Genomic DNA, 23,514 nt, shown 5'->3' on the forward strand with positions numbered 1-23,514 from the left:
TTGACTCTGACAAGCTTTCGGCGGAGTCGCACGCGGAGGGGTGTTTCGTTGTTCCAGGTCTACACGGGCATGGACCCGCGGCTGCCGCTGCGCGCCGTGCCCGCCCACGCCCGCCGCGCGGAGGCCGCCGGCTACGACGGGCTGCAGGTCGCCGAGACCGTGCACGACGCGCTGGCCGTCGCGCTGCTCGCGCTCGAGCACACCGAGCGGATCACCGTCCGCACCTCGGTCGCGCTGGCCTTCGTCCGCGCGCCGCTGCTCACCGCGTACTCCGCATGGGACCTCAGCGCGTTCTCCGGCGGCCGCTTCCAGCTCGGGCTGGGCACCCAGATCCGGCAGAACATCCAGGACCGGTACGGCATGCCGTGGTCCGAGCCCGCCGCCAGGATGCGCGACTACATCGGCGCGCTGCGCACCGCGTTCGCGACCTTCCGCACCGGCGAACGCCCGGCGTACGAGGGCGACCACTACCGCATGACCCGCATGCAGCCCTACTTCAACCCCGGTCCCGACCCGGACACCGCCGAGCCGCGGATCTACCTCGGCGGGGTGAACCGCGCGATGTGCGAGCTGGCCGGCGAGCTCGCGGACGGGTTCGTCACCCACCCCACCAACTCCGACCCGCGCTACCTCGAACGCATCTGCCGGCCTGGCCTCGCCGCCGGCGCGGCGCGCGCCGGGCGGTCGGCCGACGCGCTGGAGCTGGTCGCCGGGACCCAGCTGGTCGTCGGCGCCACACGCGCCGACCTGGACCGCGAACGCGAGCGCCAGCGCAGGCTGTTCGCGTTCCTGTACTCGACCCCCGCGTACCGCAGGACGCTCGAGCTGTACGGCTGGGCCGACCTCCAGGAGAAGCTCGCCGCGCTGATCCGCGACGACCAGTGGGACCGGCTCGCCGCGCTGGTCACCGACGACGTCCTGGAGACGCTCGTCCCGATGGGCACCTACGCCGAGCTGCCCGGCCTCGTGCGGGACAGGTGGGGCGGCCTGGCGGGATCCGTGACGATCCCGCTCCCGGCCGACCCCGCCCACGACCCGCTCGTCGCCGAGGCGGTCGCCGAACTGCGCGGCTGAGCGGCCGCGCCCGTCCCTCGGGGACCGGCTACGGCAGCGCCAGCATCTGGTCGAGCGCCTGCTTCGCGTACTTCTCGGTGTCCGCGTCCACCTGGATGCGGTTCACCACGGTGCCCTCGACCAGCGACTCGAGCGTCCACACCAGGTGCGGCAGGTCGATGCGGTTCATGGTCGAGCAGAAGCACACCGTCTTGTCGAGGAACACGACCTGCTTGTCCGGGTGCGCCTTGGCGAGGCGGCGCACCAGGTTGAGCTCGGTGCCGATCGCCCACGCGGAGCCGGGCTCGGCGGCGTCCAGCGCCTTGATGATGTACTCCGTCGACCCGACGTAGTCGGCCGCGGTGACCACCTCGTGCTTGCACTCGGGGTGCACCAGCACGTTGACGCCCGGGATGCGCTGACGCACGTCCTCGACGGAGTCGACGCTGAAGCGGCCGTGCACGGAGCAGTGGCCGCGCCACAGGATCATCTTCGCGGCGCGCAGCTGCTCGGCGGTCACCCCGCCGTTCGGCTTGTGCGGGTTGTAGACGACGCAGTCGTCCAGCGAGAAGCCCATCTCCAGCACCGCGGTGTTGCGGCCCAGGTGTTGGTCGGGCATGAACAGCACCTTCTCGCCCTGCTCGAACGCCCACTCCAGCGCGCGCTTGGCGTTGGAGGAGGTGCATATCGTGCCGTTGTGGCGGCCGGTGAACGCCTTGATGTCGGCGGACGAGTTCATGTACGAGACCGGCACCGTGACGTCGGCTATGCCCGCGTCGGTGAGCACGTCCCAGCAGTCCTCGACCTGGTCGTACGTGGCCATGTCGGCCATCGAGCAGCCCGCGGCCAGGTCCGGCAGGATCACCTGCTGGTGGTCCGCGGTCAGGATGTCCGCGCTCTCGGCCATGAAGTGCACGCCGCAGAAGACGATGTAGGGCGCGTCGGGACGGGCCGCCGCCTCACGGGCCAGCTTGAACGAGTCGCCGGTCACGTCCGCGAACTGGATGACCTCGTCGCGCTGGTAGTGGTGGCCGAGGATGAAGACCGAGTCGCCGAGCTTCTCCTTCGCGGCGCGGGCGCGCGCCACCAGGTCGGGGTCGGCGGGGTCGGGCAGGTCGCCGGGACACTCCACGCCGCGCTCGCTGTACGGGTCGGCACCGCGGCCGAGCATCAGCAGCGCGAGCGGCGTCGGCTCGACGCCCGGCGGGAGGTCCAGGTCGGTGGTCGCGGTCACGTCGCACATCCTTTTCGTCTATCTGACGTTATGGAATCCTACCTTCATTTCGTCGGATTGACGAGAGTGGGGGTCGGCACGCGACGCGGGTCACAGTCGTACGTCACACCGCGACGGCCGTCCCGGTCGGTGCGGCGGTGTGCGACCATGAACTGATCGGGCCTGGAATAGAAACCAGGACACCGTTCGTTGCGGACGGTGACAGCCGTATCCAGCACCGAACCACCACGTGGGAGCATCCAGATGACGGTCAAGGACGAGACCACGACCAGTGGCGTCATCCTCACCGATGAGGCCGCGGCCAAGGTCAAGGCCCTGCTCGAGCAGGAAGGGCGCGACGACCTCGCGCTGCGCGTCCAGGTGCAGCCGGGCGGCTGTTCCGGCATGCGTTACCAGCTCTACTTCGACGAGCGCTCGCTCGACGGCGACGCCGTCCAGGAGTTCGGCGGCGTCCGCGTCGTCACGGACCGCATGAGCGTGCCCTACCTCGGTGGCGCGACGATCGACTTCGTCGACACGATCGAGAAGCAGGGCTTCACGATCGACAACCCCAACGCGGCCGGCTCCTGCGCCTGCGGCGACTCGTTCAGCTGAGCGTCCGGCGGACATCCGCCCCCTGACGCGACCGCGGCGGGGGGGCGGGGGCGGGGGGCGCCGCCGGGGGGGGGGGGGGGGGGGGGGGGGGGTTGTGGGGGGGGGGGGGGCGGGCCGGCGGGGGGGGGGGGGCGGCGGGGGGCGCGGGGGGGGGGGGGGGGCCCCCCCCGGGGGCGGGGGGGGCCCCCGCCGCGGTCGGTGGGGCCTGTTGCTGGTAGGGCCGGTTCCTAGTGGTGGTGGCCGCCGCCCTCGGACGGGGCGGTCGTCGCGGGGGCCGGGGCGCCCGGGTGGTCCGCGGCGGGTGCGGCGGGTGCCGTCGCCGGGACGCCGACGACGACCGTGAACTCGGCGGTGCGGACCACGCCGTTGTGCTGGAAGTCCAGGTACAGGCGGTAGGTTCCGGCGCTCGGGGCCTGCGTGTGGAAGCCGATGCCCGGGCCGGCCGGGGTCACGCCGTCGCCGGGCTCGCCCTGTGGGTGGACGTGCAGGTAGCCGAGGTCGCCCTGGCGCAGCGCGACCAGGTGGCCGTACGCGGCGAGGTAGGGCTGCAGGTCGGTGACGGGCTTGCCGTCCCGCGACACCGACAGCGTCAGCATGGTCGCGCTGCCGGCGGAAAGGTCGCCGTCGAGGGTCACGGTGTAGCCGTCGACGGTCGCGGTGCGGGACGCCTCCGGGAGCGGGGTCGGGCGGAAGTCGCCCGCGACGGCGACGTCCGCGCCCAGGGTGAGCGGTCCCGCCGGGTCGCCGGTGGGGGCGAAGTCCGCGAACACCCGGTACGCGCCGGCCTCGGCGAAGGTCAGCGGGACGCTCCACGTGCCGTCGGCGCCGAGCACGGGGTGTACGTGCTGGAAGCCGGAGAGGTCGCGGCGGGCGACGATCAGGTGCAGTTCCTTGTCGTGCGAGCGGTCGAACTTCGTCCACGGCGCGCCGTCGGGGCCGAGGACGCGGAACCGGAAGTCGGTGGGCACGCCCGCGGGTATCGGGTCGGCGGAGACGGCGAGGGTGTAGCCGCGCTCGGAGACCTGGAGGCCGCCCGGGGCGGTGGAGCCGTCGGCCGCCTGGCCGTTCGGGGTGCCGCCGTGGCCGGTGTGCGTGCTGCCGTTCATGTCGCCGTTCTCCTTGCTCGTGCCGTGCTGGTCGCTCGGGGCGGGGGTGCCGTGGTCGCCGCCGGGGTGGCCCGCGTGCGCCGGCGCCGAGCCGGTGCCGACGGGGCCGACGGCGTGGCCGATGCCGAGGGCGGCACCGAAGGCCAGGGTGATGCCGGCTCCGAAGGCGCCGACTCGGACGGCGGTGTTCATCGCGGGTCTCCTCCGTGGGTGGGGGTGTGCGGTTCGTGCGGTGCGTTGCGGGGGCGGGGCGGGGCGGGGTGCCGGTGGCGCGGGGCGGGGCTCCGGCCGCGGGTCAGCTGCAGCCGCCTCCGCCGCAGCAGCTGCCGGCCTGCGGGAGCTGCGTGACGGCGCGCGGGGCGACCTCGTAGCCGGCTTCGGCGACCGCGGCGGCGACGGCGTCGTCGGCGAGCGACTCGGTGCCGGTGACGGCGACCTTGCCGGTCGGCAGGTCGACCTCGACGCCGGTGACGCCCGGCAGCGCGCCGATCGCGGACGTGACCGAGCCGACGCAGTGCCCGCAGGTCATGCCGGTGACGGTGAACGACTCGGCGTAGGCGCTGGTCGCGGTGGGCGTGCTCATGGGGGCCTCCTCGGCTTCGGTGTGGTTCTCGGCGGTGCTGGTGCCGGGCGCTGCCGACGTCCCCTATGAGATACCCCTAGGGGGTATCTCGTCAAGCCGGCCCGACGGCCTTTTTCGTACTCCTACCGCCTAGGGGTATGGGCATGGATGCGCAGATGGGGTGTGGTGTCCGATCCGGGCATGCAAAAAGCCGCGGCCGCCTCCCCGTTGTGGGGGAGGCGGCCGCGGCCCGTGGTGGCGCGGATCAGTCCGTCACGCGGACGCGGCGGCGTCCGTCTCGGGGAGCCAGATCGCGCGCTCGGCACCCGCCCGGTCCTCCTCGACGCGCGAGTCGGTGTCGAACACCATGGTGGCGCGCCGCGCGGTGTCGTACTGCGGCCAGTCGGCGCCCGGGTCGAGGTCGCGGATGAACGCGATCCACGCGCCGTGCATCACGTCCGCGAGCTTCTGCGGAGCGTCCGGGCCGGTCGAGTTCTCGACGTGCTCGCCGCCGAGGATGTCGAACGCGAACGGCAGGTCCAGGCAGTGGAACGACTTCGGCGCGCCGAAGATCGGCGAGCCCGACAGCCACTCGAACGAGTAGAGCCACGTGGGCAGTCCGTGCGCGGCGCGGGCCTCGGCCAGGCCGGCCGCGTGCACGCGGAACATGCGGTCGGTGACCGCCTGGCCGACGATCTGCCCGGTGTCGGCGCCCTCGTGCAGCGCGAGGTAGCGGGCGGCGCCCTCGGCGGTCAGGCCGAGCGCCGGGAGCACTGCGTGCGCGACCTCCATCGGGGCGCCCGCGAGAGCGAACTCGCCGATCATGTTGAACTCGTGGAGCGTCGCGCCGAGCATCAGCGGCACGGAGGACGCCGAGCCGTCGACGAACGCGTCGACGACGTCCTCGGGGATGAGCACCCCGTCGGTGAACGGCGCGAGCATCAGCTTCGGGATCGGCGGCTGGCCCTCGGTCGGGGCCATCGTGCTGTCCTCGAACTCCTGCAGCGTCTCGCCCGGGACGTCGCGCAGCGCCGCGGCGGTCGCCGGCAGGCCCGTGCGCTCGGTGAACACCTCGGAGACCCGGAGGCCGTCGGCGCGGCTCTGCGGCTCCATGATCGCGCCGGAGACCGAGATCACGGCGCGGAACAGGCCGTGCGCGGCGGGCGTGGCCATCAGCGTCTGGACGGCGCCGCCGCCCGCGGACTGGCCGGCGATCGTCACCTTGGCCGGGTCGCCGCCGAACGCCGCGATGTTGTCGCGCACCCACTCGAGCGCGGCGATCCAGTCGAGCACGCCGCGGTTGTCGGGCGCGTCCTCGAGGTGCAGGAAGCCCTCGACACCGAGGCGGTAGCCGACCGCCACCGTGACGACGCCGTCGCGGTTGAAGGTGGCGCCGTCGTACCAGGGGCTGGCCGCCGAGCCGGCGACGTAGCCGCCGCCGTGGATCCACACCAGGACCGGCAGGGCGGCGTCGGAGGCCGGGGCCGGGGTGAAGACGCTGAGGTTGAGGACGGCGTCGCCGTCGACGCTCGGTTCGGGGATGATCGTCGGCCCGCCGCCGAGCGTGCGGCGCTGCGCGGTGGGGCCGTACGCGGTGGCCTCGAGCGGCTCGGTCCACGCCTCGGGCGGCTGCGGGGCGGCGAAGCGCAGGTCGCCGACCGGGGGCTTGGCGTAGGGGATGCCGAGGAAGCGGGCCGAGTGGTCCTTCCAGGTGCCCAGGACCGGGCCGAGAGCGGTGGTGACGAGCGGTTGCTGGGCCACGGGGTCGTCCTTTTCGTTGCGGTGGTTCTGCGGCGGGCGCGTTGCGGCGTGCTCGGAGTATCAGCCCCCGCCCTCATATATTGCAATACATGAAATAAATGTGCGGTGAGGACTCCGGAGCCGCCCCGCCCCGCGCCGCACGGCACAATCGGGCAGGTGAGCACCCCCGTCCCGGCGCCCGCCGACACCGCCGCCGTGCGCCGCCACAACCTCGCGCGTGTCCTGCGGCACATCGCCGCCCACGGGCCCTGTGCGCGCACCGACGCGGCCGCGGCGACGGGGCTGGTCAACGCGTCGCTCACGGCACTCGCCGGGGAACTGATCGAACGCGGCCTGGTGCGCGAGGCCGGCGCGGTGGTCTCGGGCGGGCGGGGGCGGCCCCGGCGGCTGCTGACCCTCGTCCCGGAGCGCGTCGCGTCGATCGCGGTGCAGATCACCCTCGAACGCGTCGAGGTCATGGCCGCCGACCTGGGCGGCGAGGTCCTGCACCGGGCCTCGGTGCCGCACCGCGCGCCGTACGGCGACCCGGAGCCGCTCGCGGCCGGCGTCGCGCGCGAGATCGCCGTCGCGGAACGCGCCGTGCGCGCCTCACGCCCCGGCGCGCACCTCGCGCGCGCCGTCATCGCGATGGCCGCGCCCGTCGTCGGGCCCGCGCAGATCGTCGCCGCCGCCATCGACTTCGGCTGGCAGCGCACCGACCTCGGCGCCCTCGTGCGCGCCCACCTGCCGGACTTCGCCGCGCCGGTCGACATCGTCAACGACGCCAACGTCGCGGCACTGGCCGAATACCACGCACGGCACGGCGCGTACGACCCCGGCGCCGGCGAACTCCCGGAAACCGTGGCCTACATCAAGGCCGACACGGGCGTCGGCGGAGGCCTGCTCATCGGGGGCCGGGTACACGCGGGGGCGCACGGCTCGGCCGGCGAGATCGGACACATGCCCCTCGCCCTCGACGGCCCGGCGTGCGCGTGCGGGGCGCGCGGCTGCCTGGCGGTGTACGTCGGGCCCGAACCGCTCACCGCGGCCGCGGGCCTCGCCGAACTCGCCGCCGTTCACGGCGTCGACGCGGCCCTCGCCGAACTCGACCGCCTTCTTCTGGCCGAAGACCCCACGGCGGTAGCGGCGTTGGCAGCCGCCGGAACCACCCTCGGCGCGGCCGTCCTCGCCGTCTCCGGCCTCACCGACGCGGGCGAGGTCATCCTCGGCGGCTACCTCGCCGACTGGTCGACCTGGCTCGCCCCGGGCATCGAAACCGCCCTCGCGGGCCGCCGCGCCGTCGCACCGCACCTCGAACCGGTCGTGGTGCCGGGGGTGTTGGGCGCGGACGCGACCTTGAAGGGGGCCTTGCAGGCGGCGCGCGAGGCGACGCTGGACGATCCGACGAGCGTGCCGGGGGTGTGACGAGGGCCCGTCCTGGTGCTGGTGCGCCGGGACGGGCCCACGGGGGTTGCTTGGGTGGGCGGCTACCAGTAGGAGACGGTGATCTTGCCGGTGCGGGCTTCCCACATGATGACGCCGTGCTCGAAGATGCTCATCCGGTTCCCGTCGAGGTTGTTGCCTCCCTCGTTGTCCACCGGGAAGCCGAGTCGGCCGCCGGGGCCGCCGAGGCCCTCATATGTGGCGCGGATGCCGCCGTGCACCTCGAAGTAGCCCCTCTGCGGCAGGCCGTAGATCGTGCCGCGCTCGAACACCGTGTAGGAACCGCGCCCGTCGGCCGTGGCCTGCTGGTTCGCGATCGGGTAGCCGAGGAATCCCGTTCCGCCACCGTTGTGCTCCCAGGCGCCGCGGGTGCCGTGGTTGATCCAGTGGGCGCCCGTGCGCGGGTTCCAGAAGACCGCGCCGTACTCGAACATCTGGTAGCGGCCGACGCCGTCGGGCAGGCTCAGCTCGTCGGTCTGCGGATCCCCCAGGGTACCGCCGGCCCAACCCGTGGCCGCCCACACATCGCGGACTCCGCCCATCACGATGTACCGAGGACGTGTGTAGTTGGGCGTGCCGAGGATGGGGCCTCCCGGGTACACCGAGCCGCGCTGGAAGTGGATGAAGTACTCGAACGGGCGGGCGCTGTTCATGCTGTCGGTGACCGGGTAGCCGAGGTAGCCCCCCGGGCCGCCCGCAGAAGCCCACTTGGCGTACGAAACGGGGTCGACGAGGTGCGCGCCGGTTGCTGCGGACCAGTAGATCCGCCATCCGCCTTCGAACTCGACGTACACGCCACCGTGGTCGGGCGTCGGCCGTTCGCCGCTCAAGGGCTGGGCGAGCCAAGGGCTGGTGGCACCGCCCTGTTCAAGCCACTTGGCGTGGATGCCGCCGAAGAGGACGACGTTCGGCCTCCCGCCTGGCATCAGGATCGTGCCGCGCTCGAACCGCTGGTGCACCGGCGATCCGTCCGTCACGCGGTCGGCCAGCGGGTAGCCGAGCACTCCCGAAGGTCCGCCGTACTGCCGGTACTCCTGGCCGAACACGACCACGGCGGCGCGACCCGGCGGCACGACGACCGCGCCACCGCTGAAGTACTGGACGGTGCCCTTGCCGTCAGGCATGGTGATCGGGTCCGTTACAGGCTTGCCCAGGCCCTCGCGCTCGTACGAGAGCAGGCTGTTGATCTTCAGCACGACCGTGTTGGGCACGACGAATGCCTCGCGGTCGCCCCACGTCCACCACAGCTGCGTGTCGGCGAAGCCCCATGTCGTGCCGACGTAGTTGCGCGTCTCCCAGAGCCTCTCGCCGAACCGCGCGGCGCCGCCGGCGGCCCCGTACTTGCGGATCAGCGGGATGTCGCCCGCGAGCTCGCGCATCTCCTGCACGTTGCCCGCCGCGTCGAGCGCCTCGACGCGCAGGACGGTCTCGGTGATCGGGCCGGGCAGGGGGACCGCCGTCTCGGCGCCGGTGCGGGGCACGGTGGCGACGACACGGGCAGCCTGGGCGTCGGTCTGGAGTACGGACACCCGCCACTGGGTGGCCTGGTCGTCGACGGTCCAGCCGAGTCGGAGGGACAGCGCGCCCTGCGCGTCGATCTCCATGGTTATGCCGATGGGGTTGCTGACCGCGGCCGGGGCTGCCTGAGGCGCCGCGGCGGCGGTCGGCGCGGCCTGCGGGAGTTCGGCCTGGGCGGCGGAACCGCTCGGGCGTACCGGAGCGGCGGAGGCCTGGCCGGCGAGGGCCGGGAGTCCGCCCGCGAGCGCGGCCGCGACACAGGCGACGGTGACACCTTGGCGGAAGCGAGGGGAAGTGCTGACACGGGACGGCATGCGCAAGTCGGGGATCCCATCGTGGAGGCGTGCTCACACGGCACGGCCGGGGAATCCTAGCCAGTTGGCGATCACGCGTGAAGCGAATTGCCGAACCGTTTGTCCGCCGGTATGGGCGGCTTGCCTGACCGGTCCCGCGCGGCGCCTGTCGGTGATCCCCGGGTCAGCCGATGGGGCTGCTCTCGTCCTCGTGCGCCGTACCGACCGTGTACACGCGCTCGCGCAGCAGTTCCTCGGCGCGCTCGGGAGTGATCCACAGGTCCAGCCAGGTGCGGTCGCGGCGTTCGTGCGGGCGGTCGAGGCGTACCGCCACCCAGGAGAACGCGCCCCACAGCACCTCGCGGCGGGAGTCGGGCGTGCGTACGGAGAGCGCGAAAGGGACGGCCACGGCGGCGCGGACCACCAGCACGCGGGACTTGCCGTCCGCGTCCGGCTCGCCCCGCGGCACGCCGCCGGTCAGGAACGCCGGGGCGTGCGTGACCTTCATCCACTCGACGACCGCGCCGGGCGCTTGCTTCTCCAGCGACTTCGCGACGGCATCGCGCACAAGCACGGCCGGCTCGTCGGACAGCCAGCCCAGCCAGTGGTCGGGCTCGGTGAGCTTGCTGAAGTCGTCCTGCACGGGCCCGTGCCGAGGGTTCTCGACGAACTCGCCGGTGAGCTTGCCGTCGGGGCCGACGACCCAGGCGCCCACGATGGCCTCCGGCGGCACGTAGCCGTCGGGGTCGCTGATCTGCGTACCGTCGATCTGCGACACCGCACCACCGGGGAACTGCGCCGCGATCCCGACCAACTCGGGCGGCGGCGTCCGCCGCACCCTCCGACCTTCGGCCACGTTCATGCCCCCCAACTGCCCAGCTCTGTCGCACGCGATCTTTCCACAGCGTGTGGGCACGCATCCGCCGCGGCCCGGTCAACCGCCTTGTATGTCACGGCGCATGGCCTCGCGGAGCCCTTCGAGGGCCTCGACGTACGGACGGTGCACGGACCGCCAGGCCACCGTCCGATCGCTGTCCCGCGCGGCGACCGTACTGATCTCCAGGTGGGCGGCGATCAGCGCCTCACGAATGTCCCGCAGCCTCCGGTACGCCTCCTCAGCCGCGCGCCCGGTCTCCGGCGAGGCGATCAGCACCAGTTCGTACCGGCACGCGAGCAAGTCCTGCGACCGGAAAGCCTCGAGCGCCACATCCGCGTCCAACGGCCCCGCATGCGCCGCCGCGGCGGCCTGCATCGCGGCATCCGTCCGGGTCAGCGCCTGAAGGTACTTCGCATACCCCTCCCGCCGCACCCCATCCAGCCGCGCCCGCCGATCCCGCCGCGCCCGAAACGTCTCGGTCGCCATGGTCGAGGCGATCCCCAGCACCGCCCCGCTCAACGTCCCCACCAACGTCAGCAACTCCACGACTCAGCAACATAGATGCCCCCACCCGCCGACACGAGGGGGCCTTGCCGCTGGACGCGGCCGACCGTCAACCGGTAGGTGGCCTTCGCCATTCCGGTGTGCGGGGCAATCCGGGCTGTGGCCTCTTCCGGATTTGCCGCCGGTAAGGTCACCGCTGCCCGACCGGCCCTTCTCCAGAGGCGGACACCATGGCCACCACCCGCGCGTCCGCTCGCGCCGAGGTCTGGCGCCGATACGGCGTCCTCGGCGCCGGGATGCTGACCGCAGTCGTGATCGGTGTCCGCAGCGGCGCGGGCGTGTTGTCGCCCGTCCTGTACTGGTGGGTTGGCGTGGCGCCGATCGCGAGGCTGGTGGGGTCCGCCTGGCAGGTCTTCGTGGCCCCGCTGTTCGGGCTGCGGCTCGCAGTACTGAGCTTCGGGAAGGGGCCGTTGTCGTCGGCGCGGCTCGTCCGAGGGCGACTGGTGGTGCGGCGTCAGCACCGCGGGCGGCCGTCGCTCGCACGCGTTCCGCGACCGGGCAGGGCTGTTGGGCTCCGCCTCTGGCTGGCCACGGCCTCGGTGCTCGTCGTCTACGTCTCGGCCGCCGCACTGCTCGCGATCCTGCTGCCGCCGTACTGCGGGCGCCCCGCCGGGTGCGGTCTCGCCACCACGTTGCTGTTGAGCCTCGTCGACGTCGGACCCGACAGCCCGACGCGCGTCCTCCTGCACCCGCCGTCCGCCCGACAGGCCGTGGAACGCGGAATGGCCGTGGACGACGACTGGCTGCGCCTCGCGCACCTGTTCGCCGTCGGAGACCTCGAGGCTGCGCGCCAAAGCCTGGCCTCGCTGCCGCCGCACCCGGTGTACTCGCCGAACGCCACCGCCGGTCTGGCGCTGGACGAGGGACGGTACGCGGAAGCAGCCGACGTGGCGTCGGCCTGGCCCGATGCCCCCGAAGGGCCGTTCCGGGCCATGCTGGCGGCCGACTTCGTCCGGGCCTGGTGCTACGGGCGCGAGGCGGCGTTGTTCGGCAGGCACTTTGCCGCCCCGCTGACGGGGCCTGCCGGCCGAGAGCCGGAGGGCGTTCCCGACGACGTCGAGGCGGCGGCCGCCGCCGCGCTCGCCGTCCCCGGTGCCACAGCGTCCAGCGACGTCCTGGCCCAGTACCGGCTGATCCGCGGCGACCATGCCGAAGCTGTGACCGCTGCGAACGAGGCCGCCGGGGCAACGACCAGCCTCCCGGAGTCCGCACACGTCCACTGCACGCTCGCACACGCTTACCTCGCACTCGGCGAACGGGCCAAGGCCGCAGAAGAACTAGCCACCGCTCAACAACTCGCCCCCGGCGCGCCGCGCATCGCAGTCATAGCGCCATGGACCGCCCCGCCGCATCTCGGACCGCATCCCGTGTCCGAGCCGACGCTGGAGACCAGCTAGTACGCCAGGGCACGGCACCCATGCCACGACCCGCGCCGCCGGCGGGGTAGCGGCATGCCGCGGAAGCCGGGCGACACGCCGCCGGAAAAGCAGAAGGCCAGGTCAGACGGGGTCTGACCTGGCCTTCTGTGTGGAGCCCCGAGTCGGGTTCGAACCGACGACTTCCGCTTTACAAGAGCGGCGCTCTGGCCAGCTGAGCTATCGGGGCCGGGGGGTGCTGCGGACCATTCTGCCTTGTGGTGGACACGGTACAAGGCGCGGCGAGGGGCGGGCGAGGGGGTTTGGCGGGGTGGGGGTGGGTGGGGTGGCGGGGGTAGGCCGATCGTGGGACGCTCGGCTTTGGTGTGGAATGTCTGGAATGTCGCCAATACGTGGCCGTGGGGGCGGTGCGCACGGAGGTGGATCTCATGGGGTTCTGGGACGTCGTCGGTCTGATCATCGCGGGCGCGATCGTCGGGGCGCTGGCCAGGCTGTTCCTGCCGGGGAGGCAGAGCATCGGGATGCTGGCGACGATCGGGGTGGGCATCGTCGGCACGATGGTCGGGTACGGCATCGCGGCGGCGCTCGGGGTGGCGGAGACCAGGGGGGTCGACTGGATCCGGTGGATCGTCAGTATCGGCGTGTCCATGGTGCTGGTCGCGTTGGTGGCGTCGTTCCTGCGGCAGCGGAGGAGCGGCTCGCGGTATTGAGGCGGGCTCGGGGCGGCCTGTCGGACCAGGGGCGGAGTCGAAAGGCTCCGCCCCCTGACGTGTCGTCAGATCGGGTTTGCGATCATGCGGTCATGGCCAGTGGAACCGCTTTGTGGCCGGGCATCGACCTGGCGGACCTGATGGACGCGCTCGACGTGGCGGAGACCGGCGAGCCCGGGCGGTACCGGGCGCGCAACGTGGTGACGCGCATACCCAGCACGCTCGGGAGCCAGGTGCTGGCGCAGACCGTGCTGGTGGCGGAGCGGACCGTGCCCGGGATGGCGGTGCAGTCGCTGCAGGGGGTGTTCCCGCGCGGCGGGGTGGCGGCGGAGCCGGTGGGGATCGACGTCGAGGTGGTGCAGTCGGGGCGGGCGCTCGCGACCGTTGCCGTGACGTTTCAGCAGGAGGGCCGCGAGCACTACCGCGCCCAGGTGATGCTCAGCCGCGACGAGCCGGACTTCCTGCGGCACCACCGGCCGCGGCCGGACGACGTCCCCGGGCCCGAGGACTGCGAGGTGCTGCCCGTCGCGATGATCCCGTGGGAGGTCCGGACGTTCGGCGGTGCCGCCGCGTTGGCGCCGGACCTCGCCGGGCCGCCGAGCCTCGACGTGTGGATGCGCTGCACCGAGGTCGCTGACACGCCGTCACTGTCCCGCGCGCTGCTGGCGCATGGGACGGAGGGCTTCCTCGGCCCGGTCGCCCTGCGGCCCTATCCGCAGGCGGAGATCGACGAGATGGGCGGCAAGGGCACCTCGGTGATGCTCACTCAGAACGTGAGCTTCCACGAGCCGTTCTCGATCGGCGAGTGGCTGTTGCTGAGGTGCGAGAGCGTGTACGCGGGCCGGAGCCGCATGCACGGCAGGACGCACGTGTACGCGGAGGACGGCCGGCTCGTCGCGTCGGTGATGGCGGACGGGCTGATGCGCGTGGCCGCCGCGGCGGGTTAGCGCCGCGGCGGCGCGGCCGCGAAAGGGGTCAGGGCGTGGCCGACTCGATCAGGTCGGCGGCGCGTTCGGCGATCATCACGGTCGGCGCGTGCGTGTGCCCGCGGTTGATCCGCGGCATGACCGAGGCGTCCACGACGCGCAGGCCGCTGATGCCGTGCACGCGCAACTGCGGGTCGACGACGGCCTGGTCGTCCGTGCCCATGCGGCACGTGCCGACCGGGTGGTAGAGCGTCTCGGAGTGCTCGGAGATGTAGCGGCCGAGCGCCTCGTCGTCGACGTCGCCCGGCCACGGGGCCATCGGGGCGCCGACGTAGCGGCCGAGCGCGTCGGTGTTGAGGACGTCGACGGCGCGGCGCAGCCCGGCGAGGAGCGTGGCCCGGTCGGCGGACGCGCTGAGGTACGCAGGGTCGATGACGGGCTGCCGCTCCGGATCGGGGCCGGCCGGGACGATCGTGCCGACGCTCTCCGGCTGGAGCAGGATCGCCGCGACCGTCATGCCGTGGCCGGGCGGGGGTTCGAGGCCGTGGTTGATGAACGGGCCAGGCGCGTAGATGAGTTCGATGTCGGGCGCGGTCAGGGCGTCGTCGGTGCGGATGAACGCGAGGGCCTCGCCGACGTTCGAGGTCAGCATGCCCTTGGCGAGCAGCAGGTAGCGCAGCAGCTGGACGGGCGACTCGGCGCCGGCCAGGGTCACCGGCTCGGTGCAGTGGGTCACCGTCGCGATCGCCAGGTGGTCCTGGAGGTTGCGTCCGACGCCCGGGAGTTCGTGGCGGGGCGCGATGTCGGCGGCGCGCAGCACCTCGGGGTCGCCGATGCCGGACAGCATCAGCAGGTGCGGCGAGCCGATGGCGCCGCCGCTGAGGATGACGTCGCGGCGGGCGCGGACCTGGTGGGTGCGGCCCGACGAGTCGCTGTACTCGACACCGGTGGCACGCAGTTCGTCGTCGATGAGCACCTTGCGCGCGAGCGCGCCGGTGACGACGGTCAGGTTCGGGCGCTTGCGGGCGGGCTTGAGGTACGCGTCGGCGGTGCTCCACCGGCGGCCGCGCCGCTGCGTGACGGGAGTTTGTGAATAGCCCTCGTTGTCGGGGGAGTTGATGTCGTGGCGGCGCATCCCGAGTTCGGAGCAGGCGGAGAGGAAGGCCGCGGTGGTCGGGTTCGGGTCGCGCAACTCCTGGATGTGCAGCGGTCCTTCGGTGCCGTAGACGCCTCCGTCGTTGGGTCCGGTACGCCGCTCGGCACGCCGGAAGTAGGCGGCGATGTCGTCGTACGACCAGCCCTCGGCGCCGAGTTCAGCCCACGCGTCGTAGTCGGCGCGGTGCCCGCGGGCCCACATCATCGCGTTGATCGACGAGCTGCCGCCGAGCATCCGACCGCGCGGCCAGTACAGTTCGCGCTGCGCGAGCTCGGACTGCTTGCCGGTGTGCAGGTCCCAGTCGTACGGCGTCTTGAACAGCTTGGCGAAGGCGGCCGGGATGTGGATCTCCTGCTTGCGGTCCGGCGCGCCGGCCTCGACGAGCAGGACCTGGCTGCCGCTGTCCTCGCTGAGCCGTCCGGCCAGGACGCACCCGGCCGAGCCGGCACCGACGATGACGTAGTCGTACGTGAGCATGAGACGGCCTTCCCTCGGGTCCGACGGACGAGCGGAGACGTGCCGGGGCGGGGCTGGGGGCGCGGGACGAGCGTGGTGCCGGGGTGTGACGGCGGGTTACAGACAGGAGTCTGGCGAGTCGCGCGCGGCGAGGGTAGGGGTCTGGCCGGGCGGATTAGCGATCGATAGGTAACGGCCGTGCGCGGGGCGGTGTTTCGCCGCCGGGCGCGTCGGGTTGGGCCGGTCGGTCGCGCGGGGTCGGGCGGGGTCGGGCGAGTCGGCCGCGGCTGTGTGGGGGTCAGCCGAGCGAGCGGTAGCGGCCCCGGAAGTGCAGCAGCGGCAGCCCGTCGGGGCTCGGCAGGTTGGCGGCCAGCACCTCGCCGATGACGAGCGAGTGGTCGCCCGCCTCGACGATCTGGTGGGTACGGCACTCCAGCGTGGCCAGGGCTCCGCCGACCAGAGGGGCGCCGGTGAGGGGGCCCGGCCGGTGGGCGATGTCGGCGAACATCAGCCGGTCGCTGACCCGCCCCGGGATCGCGAACCGGCCCGCCACGTGCCGCTGCCCCTGCGACAGCAGCGAGACGGCCCACAGCGGCTGGGCGTCGAGCACCTCGCGCATGCGGGCGACGTTGCGCAGGCTGACGAGCACCAGCGGCGGCTCGAGCGAGACGGAGAGGAACGCGGTCGCGGTCATGCCGACCTCGTCGCCGGACGGCGTGTCGCTGGTCGCGTCGGTCTCGCGGGCGGTCACCACGACCACACCGGCGGCGAACCGGGACAGCGCGGCCTTGAACGTGTCGGGGTCCACGGAGGACGACGGCACAGCGGCGCCGGCGCGCTCCGCCGGCACAGGGGCGGCCGATGCGCCCGGGGCGGCGGGCTCGGGAGTGTCCACGCGTCCAGGGTAGACAGCCGCGAGGCCGGCCACTGCCTGCCGGGCGGCCTGCGCCGCGCGCTCGGGCTCCACCTGCGTGCGCGCGCCCGCCTGCCCATGCATCCGTCCACATGCGTGTGCGTCTGCTGCCCGCCCCCGCCCGCCGGGGTGTCCAGCCACGCGGTCGCACAGGCGCCCCGCCCACCCGGGCGCCCGCGGTGCGGCTGGCCGGATGGCGTATCGTCCGGAAGTCATCAACTCATGACCTGGCGGCCCGGGGCGCGGCCGCCTGCCGGAGGGGTGGGCGGGGCATGGCCGGAAGCGGAACCGCCGGGACGCCGGACGAGAGGCCCGCGGGACCCGACGCAGCGCGCGAGGCCGCCCGACGCGGACCGGGGGCGCCGGACGCGGCGCAGGCCCTGACGCGGGAGGCAGCAAGCGGACCTGCCGTTCCGGTGGCCGCGGTCGTGGCAGCGGGGCAGCACGATGCATCCGCGCAACAGCCCGCGGCGGGTGGGCCGGTCGATCCGTCGCCCCGTGAGTCGGCCGGTGGGTCTGTCGGCTGTTCGCCGCGCAGCCCCGCCGCCATAGCCGCCGACCGGTCACCTCGCACTGCCGCCGGCACTGCCTCCGACCGCACACCCGATCCCGCCGCTATAGCCGTCGACCGGTCACCCCGCACCGCCGCCGGGACGGCCGTCGACCGTTCGCCGCCCGCCCCGGCCGGCACGGCCGCTGACCTTCCACCCGAGCCCGCCGCGATGCCCGGACTCCGCCGTCGCGCCCTCCTGCCCGTCCTCATGTTCACCTCCGTCGCCGTCTCCGTCATGACGACGCTCGGCGCCCCGCTCGTTCCGACCATCGCCCGCGCGCAAGGCGTCTCGCTCGACACCGCGCAGTGGATGCTCACCGCCACGCTGCTCACCGGCGCCGTGGCCGCGCCCGTCATGGGACGCATGGGAGACGGCCCGCACCGCCGTGCCGTCGTGCTCGGGGCGCTCGGGTGTGTAGTCGCGGGCGGGGTGCTCGGGGCGGTCGCGCCCGGGTTCGGGTGGCTGATCGCCGGGCGGGCGTTGCAGGGGGCCGGGCTCGGGATCATGCCGTTGACGATCGCGGTGGCCCGTGACCACCTCGAACCGGAGCGGGCGCGGTCGGGCATCGCGGTGTTGTCGGTGACGACCTCGGTCGGAGCGGGTCTCGGTTATCCCGTGACCGGGTTCATCGCGCGGGAGTGGGACTACCGCGCCGCGTTCTGGTTCGGCGCCGTCGTCGGGGCGACGGCACTGCTGCTGGTCGTGTTCGTCGTCCCGCCCGGATCGCCCGCCCGACGGCGCCCACTGGACCTGCCAGGTGCCCTGCTGCTCGCCGGCGCCCTCACCTGCCTGCTGCTGACGGTCAGTCAGGGCGGGCGCTGGGGTTGGGACTCCGGCATGGTGGCCGGTCTCTCCGCCGCCGCCGTGGCGCTGGCCGCCGCGTGGGTGTGGCAGGCGTTGCGCACCCCGCACCCGCTGGTCGAGCTGCGCCTGCTGGCCAACCGCGAGCTGCTCACGGCCGACGTTGCCGCAGTACTCATCGGCATCGGCCTCTACATGACGATGTCGCTGATCAACCTGTACTCGCAGATCCCGGCCGGGAACGGCTACGGCTTCCACCTCTCGGTCGTCGGCGCGGGCCTGGTGCTGATGCCGCTGTCGTTCGGCAGCCTGGGCGCGAACCGGGTCGCGTCGCTGGTCGCGGCGCGGTTCGGGATGCGCCCGGTGCTGCCGTTCGGCGCGCTGGTGGTGGCGGGGGACATGGTGTTCCTCGCGCTGGTCCGCGACCACCTGTGGCAGTTGGTGGTCGGGGCGGTGCTGCTGGGCGTCGGCGTCGGGACGACGTTCGCCGCGATGCCCGCGCTGATCGTGCGCGCGGTCCCGCCGACCGAGACCGGGAGCGCGACGAGCCTGAACGCCGTGCTGCGGTCGGTGGGCGGGGCGATCGGGTCGGCGCTGATCGCGGCGCTGCTCGGCGCGTACACCGCACGGGCGGGCGACCCGGCGTCGGACCGGGGTTACACGGTGGCGTTCCTGGTCGGCGCCGCCGCGTGCGTGTTGGGCGCGGTCGCCGCTGTCGCGATACCGGCACGGGATGCCAAATCGGCCGAGCCGGGGGGATCCGTGTCCGCCACGTCAGCCGACGGACTACCGTCTAAGGCCCTGGATGGCCCCGGCGGCGAAGGAACCCCTGGTGAACAGTTCGGCACCTGAGCGAGCGGCTGCGTACGAGCGGTCCGCCGAGGATCCCCGTCCGGCAGCCGACCGGCCGCGCCGCCGCGACGCCGCCGCGAGCCGCAAGGCGCTGCTGGACGCGGCCCGCGCGCTGTTCGGCGAGCGCGGTTACGACCGCACCACGCTGCGCGACATCGGCGACCGGGCCGGTGTGGACGCCGCCCTGGTGGCCCGCTACTACGGCAACAAGGCCGGGCTGTACCTGGCGGCCATCGAGGAGGACGGGCAGGACGCCGTCGCCGCGCGCCGCGACCTCGCGCACATCGGCGCGCTCGCCGACTTCCTGGTCGCCCGCATCGACGACCTCGGCGGCCCGGGCCCGGCGTTCCGCGCGGCGCTCGGCGAGGAGGGCGACGAGGCGGTGCGCGCCGAGGCGTCGGCCGCCGTGCGCCGTTCGATGGTCGACCCGATGGTGGAGCGGATGGGCGGCGACGAGGCCGCCGCCCGCCCGCGCGTGGAGCTCGCGGTGGCGGCGTTGATCGGGCTCGCGGTGATCCGGCCGACGGGGTTCTTCCCGGAGCTGACGGGGTTGTCGCGCGAGGACCTCGTGGCGCTGGTCGAGCAGTCGTTCGGGACGATGCTCGCGGCGGCCGAGGAGTAGCCCGCCGCGCACCTCGCGTCCCATTACACCCGTCCGGGCCTGTTCGTCCCGGATTCGGGAATTTCCAGATGGATCAAGGCGGTTGGTTGTACGTTCCGCTGTGAGGCGTTTGCCCTGGGGGGAGCAATACCGCCTGACTTCGGTCGCTGCGGCCGCCGTGCCGTCTTGCCGCCTTCAGGTGCCGCGCCCACGTCCATGCCGTAACGCACGGGAGGACCCGGGTGTGACCAGTCCTGTCGAATCCATGAACCCAGGCGACCAGTACGCCGAGGCCGCCGGCGATCCCGGTGAGGCGGCCGACCTGGCCGTGACCACCGGCCGCGCGCACGAGTCCGGAATGCCGGACGTCCCGCTCGACGAGTCCCTGCTCGAACCGGCCGAGGGGGCGACGCCGTGAGCCCGTCGGCCGAATCCGTCATCGGCGCCGCACGCGGCGAAGTCGGTTACCACGAAGGAATGTCCCCGTCGGGGCACTGGAACAACATCCAGAAGTACAGCGAGGAAGTCCCGGGCCTGGCCTGGTCGAACGGCGAGCCCTGGTGCGCGACGTTCGTCTCCTGGTGCGCCATGACGGGCGACGCCGCCGACCTGTTCCCCCGCACGGCCTCCTGCGGCGAGGGTCTGGACTGGTTCCGCCGCCGCGGCCGCGGCTCCGACTACCCTGCCGTCGGCGCCCAGGTCTTCTACGGCGTAGGCGGCGAACTCGGCGACGGCGGCCACCACACCGGCGTCGTCTACGCCTACGACGCCACGTACATCTACACGGTCGAAGGCAATGCCCAGCCGCTGGACGCGGCCGTTCTCACCCCGCGCGGTTACGTGCGCATGGGCGACATCGCGGTGGGGGACGATGTCGTGGATCCGGCCGGGATGCCATCCACGGTCACGGGGGTGTTCCCCAAGGGCACCCGCAAGGTCTACCGCGTCACGCTGCAGGACGGCTCCACCACCGAAGCGTGCGACGAGCACCTGTGGGGCGTCGAGATCGACGCGCGCAAACCGCGCACGGTCACGACAGCCGAACTCGCCAGGGTGGTGGCCAGTCCGAATATGCGGGTCCGGTTGCCGCAGATCCAGCCGGTCGAGTACCTCGTGGACGAGCCGCTCCCGCTGCCGCCGTACCTGCTGGGCGCGCTCATCGGCGAGGGGCGAATGAGCGGCGTCGGACCGCACCTGACCGACCTCGACGCCGAGGCCTCTGCGGCGCTCGGGGGACTCGGGCTGTGGGGTAAGACGGCTCGGGAAGTGTTCATCCCCGAGCAGTACAAGCGGGCGACGGTGAAGGACCGTCTCGAACTGCTGCGGGGTCTGATGGACACCGGCGGCGACATCGATGCTGCCGGCCGTATCGATTTCGGCAGTTGCTGTGCGCCGCTGGCCGAGGACGTCGGGGAAGTCGTCCGTTCCCTGGGCGGGCACACATCGCTCAAGACCGAGGCGAACGCAGCGTGCGTGCCACCCGCCTGTCGGCTCCAGAACATCGACATGCCGTTCCACAACCCCTTCGCCGTCCCGCGCAAAGCGGAGCGGTTCAGGCCGCGGTCCGGCGCCTGGCACCGCAGGGTTGTCAGCGTCGAGTACCTGCGGGACGACGAGGTGCAGTGCATCAGGGTCTCGGCACCCTCGCACCTGTACGTCACGGACGACTTCATCCCGACGCACAACACGAACCAGACCGGTTCGGCGGAGGGGGACGGGGTCTACTTCAAGAAGCGGTTGCGGCGGGATCCGTACGTGTTCGCGTACGGGTATCCGGCGTATCCCGGGGGGATCACCTCGGCCGATCCGGCGTGGGGTGGCGGGCCGGCTGCTCCGCCGCAGGTGGAGCAGGTGTCGTTGGCGCGGTTGCAGGCGGCGGCCAGGGCGGACGCGCCCGCGCCGGGGACGCCGATGGCGTACCGGGCGGGGACGTTGCTGGTCGAACGTGCCCTGGTGGCCGAGGGGTTGCTCGACGCGCGGTACGCGGACGGCTCGTACGGGACCAAGACCCTTGCCGCGTACGCCGCGTGGCAGCGGCGGCTCGGGTATGCGGGCGGGGACGCGGACGGGATCCCCGGGAACGACAGCCTGGCGCGGCTCGGCGCGGCGCACGGGTTCCAGGTCGTGTGAGTGAAACGTGCTGTGGGGCACGGCTGTTCGGTAGCCGTGCCCCACGGCGGTCGTTGGTCAGCTCGCGCGCCGAGAAGAGTTGTGGATCAGCTCGCGCGGGCCGAGAGGATCTCGTCGACGAGTTGCTTGCGCTGGATCTGCCCGGTGGCCGGGGTGCGGGGGAGGGCGTCGGCGTAGAAGACCCGGCGCGGGTGCTTGTGGCCGGCCAGGCGGCCCTCGCAGCCGGCGCGGATGGCGGAGGGGCCGGGGATCGAGGACGGGTCGTCAGGCACGACGACGGCGCACACGACCTCGCCCCACGTGGTGTCCGGCAGCCCGATGACCGCGACGTCGCGGACGCCCTCGATGGCGGCCAGCACGCGCTCGACCTCGCTGGGGGCGACGCTTTCGCCGCCGGTGCGGATCAGGTCGCGGGAGCGGCCCGAGATGCTCAGGTAGCCCTCGTCGTCGGTGACGGCGATGTCGCCGGTGCGGTACCAGCCGTTCTGGAGGGCGGCGGCGGTCGCCTCGGGGTCGTCGAAGTAGCCGTCGAACAGCAGCGGTCCGCGGACGCACAGCTCGCCCTCGGGATCGAGCGCCAGGTGCTGGAAGACGCTCGGGACGCCGCAGCTGCCCGGCTTGCGCAGCACGTCGGCGCCGTCGAGCGAGGTGACGTTGCCGGCCTCGGTGGAGCCGTAGAACACCCGCAGGGTGGCGTTCGGCGCGGCCTTGGCGATGCCCTGCAGCAGCTCGGGGACGGTCGCGGACGTGCCGGAGTCGGCGAACCGCAGGCTCGGCAGCGTGCCGGGTCCCGAGTCGGTCGCCTCCTCCTCGGCGAGCGCCGACAGCACGCGCTCCCACACCGCCGGGACACAGTTGAGCCGGGTCGCGGAGTGCTCGCGCACCGCGGCGACGATCGACGCGCCGTCGGTCTGCGGGACGAGGATCAGCGTGTCGCGCGCCTGCCACTGCTGGAGCGCGATCGTCCACGCGCCCATGTGGAAGAGCGGGTAGACGCACACCATCGCGCCACGCGGTTCGAGCTGCGAACCGGGGTGGCTGCGCAGCACGTTCACGCGGTGCGACAGCACGACGCCCTTCGGCTTCCCGGTGCTGCCGGAGGTGAAGAAGATGGCGTGCGGGTCGGTCTCCGCGGGCTCCGGCGTCTCCGGCGGGTCGGCGGACTCGGCGTCGGCCGCGGCGGTCAGGTCGGCGAGCGCGAGGTACGGGACGCCGATCCGCTCGGCGACCCTGGCGCCGTCCACCCGTCCGTCGCCGAGCAGCAGCGCGGGCTTGGCCGCGCGGGCCAGGGCCTCGGCCTCGTCGGCGGGCAGCGCGGGGCCGACCGGCACGTACACGGCGCCGATCCGGGCGAGGGCCGCGAAGACCGGCAGGATGTCGAGGGACGTCGCGTTCCAGCAGACCACGCGGTCGCCCGGCCCGACGCCGTGCGCGAGCAGCGCCCGCGCGGCGCGGTCGCCGCCCGCGGCCAGCTCGGCGAACGTGACGCTCCGGTCGCCGAGGATCGCGGCGGCGCGGCCGGGGACGGCACGGGCCGCGCCCGCGAATATCTCCCCGATGACGAGTCCCTGCCCCACCCGAACCTCCCTGGTCACGCCCCGTTGCCGTGCATGCCGTGCACCGTCGTCGTGCACTGACGCACGTACGCTAAGCGCCTGGCCGCGCACTGGGAAGAGCCGCGCGCACGCGTGATCGATCACCTGGCGGTCAGGCGTCCTTGAGTTCGACGATGATCTCGTAGTACGGCCGGTCGCCGACGTTGACCGCGGTCTCGACGCCGCCGCGCTTCATGGGCACGACCACGCCGGGCACGACGTCGGCGGCGAAGAACTCCTTGAACTCGCCCTCGCTGTCCGGCTCGGGCTCGACGGCGATGCGGTCCCCGGCCACCTGCACGAGGTAGTAGTCCAGGTCGTGGCGGTGGACGTCGCTGCGCTCGCCGGGGGCGAGGGCCAGCTCCCAGATGCGGACCCGGTCGTCCTCGAACAGGACCTTGCTGCCGATGCCGCCGAGTTCGCGTTCCGCTGTCATACGGGCCTCCTCTGTGTGGGCCGG

The 23,514-nt window shown here is 73.1% G+C and carries 21 protein-coding genes and 1 tRNA gene; 10 read left to right on the plus strand and 12 right to left on the minus strand.

Features of this window, described 5'->3' with window-relative positions; genetic code table 11:
* The first annotated feature begins 48 nt into the window (after positions 1–48).
* Positions 49–1,074, plus strand: a complete 1,026-nt coding sequence (locus QI554_RS34045) for a TIGR03617 family F420-dependent LLM class oxidoreductase (RefSeq protein ID WP_281475727.1) — start codon at positions 49–51, stop codon at positions 1,072–1,074.
* Between the two features lie 28 nt (positions 1,075–1,102).
* On the opposite strand, the gene nadA is transcribed toward QI554_RS34045, so the two are convergent.
* Complete coding sequence (nadA, locus tag QI554_RS34050; protein WP_281475729.1) at positions 1,103–2,296, minus strand: quinolinate synthase NadA; 1,194 nt, start codon at positions 2,294–2,296, stop codon at positions 1,103–1,105.
* 234 nt (positions 2,297–2,530) lie between these two features.
* On the opposite strand from nadA, the gene QI554_RS34055 reads away from it, so the two are divergent.
* Positions 2,531–2,881 carry a HesB/IscA family protein gene (locus tag QI554_RS34055; RefSeq protein ID WP_281475731.1) on the plus strand — a complete coding sequence of 117 codons (351 nt, stop codon included), beginning with the start codon at positions 2,531–2,533 and terminating at the stop codon, positions 2,879–2,881.
* A 227-nt stretch (positions 2,882–3,108) separates the two neighbouring features.
* Here the strand turns inward: QI554_RS34055 and QI554_RS34060 are convergent, their stop codons facing one another.
* The 3 genes from QI554_RS34060 to QI554_RS34070 all read right to left on the minus strand — a co-directional run bounded on the left by QI554_RS34060 (position 3,109) and on the right by QI554_RS34070 (position 6,310).
* Positions 3,109–4,179, minus strand: a complete 1,071-nt coding sequence (locus QI554_RS34060) for a hypothetical protein (RefSeq protein ID WP_281475732.1) — start codon at positions 4,177–4,179, stop codon at positions 3,109–3,111.
* A gap of 103 nt (positions 4,180–4,282) precedes the next feature.
* On the minus strand, positions 4,283–4,570 hold the full coding sequence (locus QI554_RS34065; protein ID WP_281475734.1) for a cation transporter: 288 nt from the start codon (positions 4,568–4,570) through the stop codon (positions 4,283–4,285).
* 252 nt (positions 4,571–4,822) lie between these two features.
* A complete protein-coding gene (locus QI554_RS34070) occupies positions 4,823–6,310 on the minus strand; it encodes a carboxylesterase/lipase family protein (protein WP_281475735.1) in 1,488 nt (495 codons plus the stop codon).
* Positions 6,311–6,466: 156 nt separating this feature from the next.
* Here QI554_RS34070 and QI554_RS34075 point away from each other — a divergent pair, with 156 nt between their 5' ends.
* Positions 6,467–7,714 carry an ROK family protein gene (locus QI554_RS34075; RefSeq protein ID WP_281475736.1) on the plus strand — a complete coding sequence of 416 codons (1,248 nt, stop codon included), beginning with the start codon at positions 6,467–6,469 and terminating at the stop codon, positions 7,712–7,714.
* A 62-nt stretch (positions 7,715–7,776) separates the two neighbouring features.
* Here the strand turns inward: QI554_RS34075 and QI554_RS34080 are convergent, their stop codons facing one another.
* The 3 genes from QI554_RS34080 to QI554_RS34090 all read right to left on the minus strand — a co-directional run bounded on the left by QI554_RS34080 (position 7,777) and on the right by QI554_RS34090 (position 10,966).
* A complete protein-coding gene (locus QI554_RS34080) occupies positions 7,777–9,564 on the minus strand; it encodes an LGFP repeat-containing protein (RefSeq protein WP_281475738.1) in 1,788 nt (595 codons plus the stop codon).
* A gap of 163 nt (positions 9,565–9,727) precedes the next feature.
* Positions 9,728–10,405 (minus strand): hypothetical protein, encoded by a 678-nt coding sequence (locus QI554_RS34085; RefSeq protein WP_281475740.1) that lies wholly within the window; start codon positions 10,403–10,405, stop codon positions 9,728–9,730.
* Positions 10,406–10,477: 72 nt separating this feature from the next.
* Positions 10,478–10,966, minus strand: coding sequence for a hypothetical protein (locus QI554_RS34090; protein ID WP_281475742.1), 489 nt, complete (start codon positions 10,964–10,966; stop codon positions 10,478–10,480).
* 188 nt (positions 10,967–11,154) lie between these two features.
* On the opposite strand from QI554_RS34090, the gene QI554_RS34095 reads away from it, so the two are divergent.
* Complete coding sequence (locus QI554_RS34095) at positions 11,155–12,381, plus strand: tetratricopeptide repeat protein (RefSeq protein ID WP_281475743.1); 1,227 nt, start codon at positions 11,155–11,157, stop codon at positions 12,379–12,381.
* Between the two features lie 131 nt (positions 12,382–12,512).
* Here the strand turns inward: QI554_RS34095 and QI554_RS34100 are convergent.
* Positions 12,513–12,589, minus strand: a tRNA-Thr gene (locus tag QI554_RS34100).
* 199 nt (positions 12,590–12,788) lie between these two features.
* On the opposite strand from QI554_RS34100, the gene QI554_RS34105 reads away from it, so the two are divergent.
* Together QI554_RS34105 and QI554_RS34110 are read left to right on the plus strand one after the other, a co-directional pair.
* Positions 12,789–13,070 carry a GlsB/YeaQ/YmgE family stress response membrane protein gene (locus QI554_RS34105; protein ID WP_281475745.1) on the plus strand — a complete coding sequence of 94 codons (282 nt, stop codon included), beginning with the start codon at positions 12,789–12,791 and terminating at the stop codon, positions 13,068–13,070.
* A 92-nt stretch (positions 13,071–13,162) separates the two neighbouring features.
* Positions 13,163–14,017, plus strand: a complete 855-nt coding sequence (locus QI554_RS34110; RefSeq protein WP_281475746.1) for an acyl-CoA thioesterase — start codon at positions 13,163–13,165, stop codon at positions 14,015–14,017.
* Between the two features lie 28 nt (positions 14,018–14,045).
* Here the strand turns inward: QI554_RS34110 and QI554_RS34115 are convergent, their stop codons facing one another.
* Complete coding sequence (locus QI554_RS34115; RefSeq protein WP_281475747.1) at positions 14,046–15,629, minus strand: GMC family oxidoreductase; 1,584 nt, start codon at positions 15,627–15,629, stop codon at positions 14,046–14,048.
* Between the two features lie 277 nt (positions 15,630–15,906).
* A complete protein-coding gene (locus QI554_RS34120; protein ID WP_425528104.1) occupies positions 15,907–16,503 on the minus strand; it encodes a flavin reductase family protein in 597 nt (198 codons plus the stop codon).
* A gap of 740 nt (positions 16,504–17,243) precedes the next feature.
* On the opposite strand from QI554_RS34120, the gene QI554_RS34125 reads away from it, so the two are divergent.
* The 4 genes from QI554_RS34125 (at position 17,244) to QI554_RS34140 (ending at position 21,459) form a co-directional block, all read left to right on the plus strand.
* Entirely contained in the window at positions 17,244–18,728 is a 1,485-nt protein-coding gene (locus tag QI554_RS34125; RefSeq protein WP_281475749.1) for an MFS transporter, read from the plus strand.
* Positions 18,709–19,350, plus strand: a complete 642-nt coding sequence (locus QI554_RS34130) for a TetR/AcrR family transcriptional regulator (RefSeq protein WP_281475750.1) — start codon at positions 18,709–18,711, stop codon at positions 19,348–19,350. The genes QI554_RS34125 and QI554_RS34130 overlap by 20 nt, the downstream gene beginning before the upstream one ends.
* 223 nt (positions 19,351–19,573) lie before the next feature.
* Complete coding sequence (locus tag QI554_RS34135) at positions 19,574–19,747, plus strand: hypothetical protein (RefSeq protein WP_281475752.1); 174 nt, start codon at positions 19,574–19,576, stop codon at positions 19,745–19,747.
* Complete coding sequence (locus tag QI554_RS34140; protein ID WP_281475753.1) at positions 19,744–21,459, plus strand: CHAP domain-containing protein; 1,716 nt, start codon at positions 19,744–19,746, stop codon at positions 21,457–21,459. The genes QI554_RS34135 and QI554_RS34140 overlap by 4 nt, the downstream gene beginning before the upstream one ends.
* A gap of 86 nt (positions 21,460–21,545) precedes the next feature.
* On the opposite strand, the gene QI554_RS34145 is transcribed toward QI554_RS34140, so the two are convergent.
* Together QI554_RS34145 and QI554_RS34150 are read right to left on the minus strand one after the other, a co-directional pair.
* The gene (locus tag QI554_RS34145) at positions 21,546–23,036 is read right to left on the minus strand and encodes a class I adenylate-forming enzyme family protein (RefSeq protein ID WP_281475754.1); all 1,491 of its coding nucleotides are present in this window, start codon (positions 23,034–23,036) and stop codon (positions 21,546–21,548) included.
* 130 nt (positions 23,037–23,166) lie between these two features.
* Positions 23,167–23,490, minus strand: coding sequence for a cupin domain-containing protein (locus QI554_RS34150; protein WP_281475756.1), 324 nt, complete (start codon positions 23,488–23,490; stop codon positions 23,167–23,169).
* Between the last annotated feature and the right edge of the window lie 24 nt (positions 23,491–23,514).

Origin of the sequence: Yinghuangia seranimata, assembly GCF_029953285.1 — a bacterium.
GTDB classification, from domain to species: Bacteria; Actinomycetota; Actinomycetes; order Streptomycetales; family Streptomycetaceae; genus Yinghuangia; species Yinghuangia seranimata.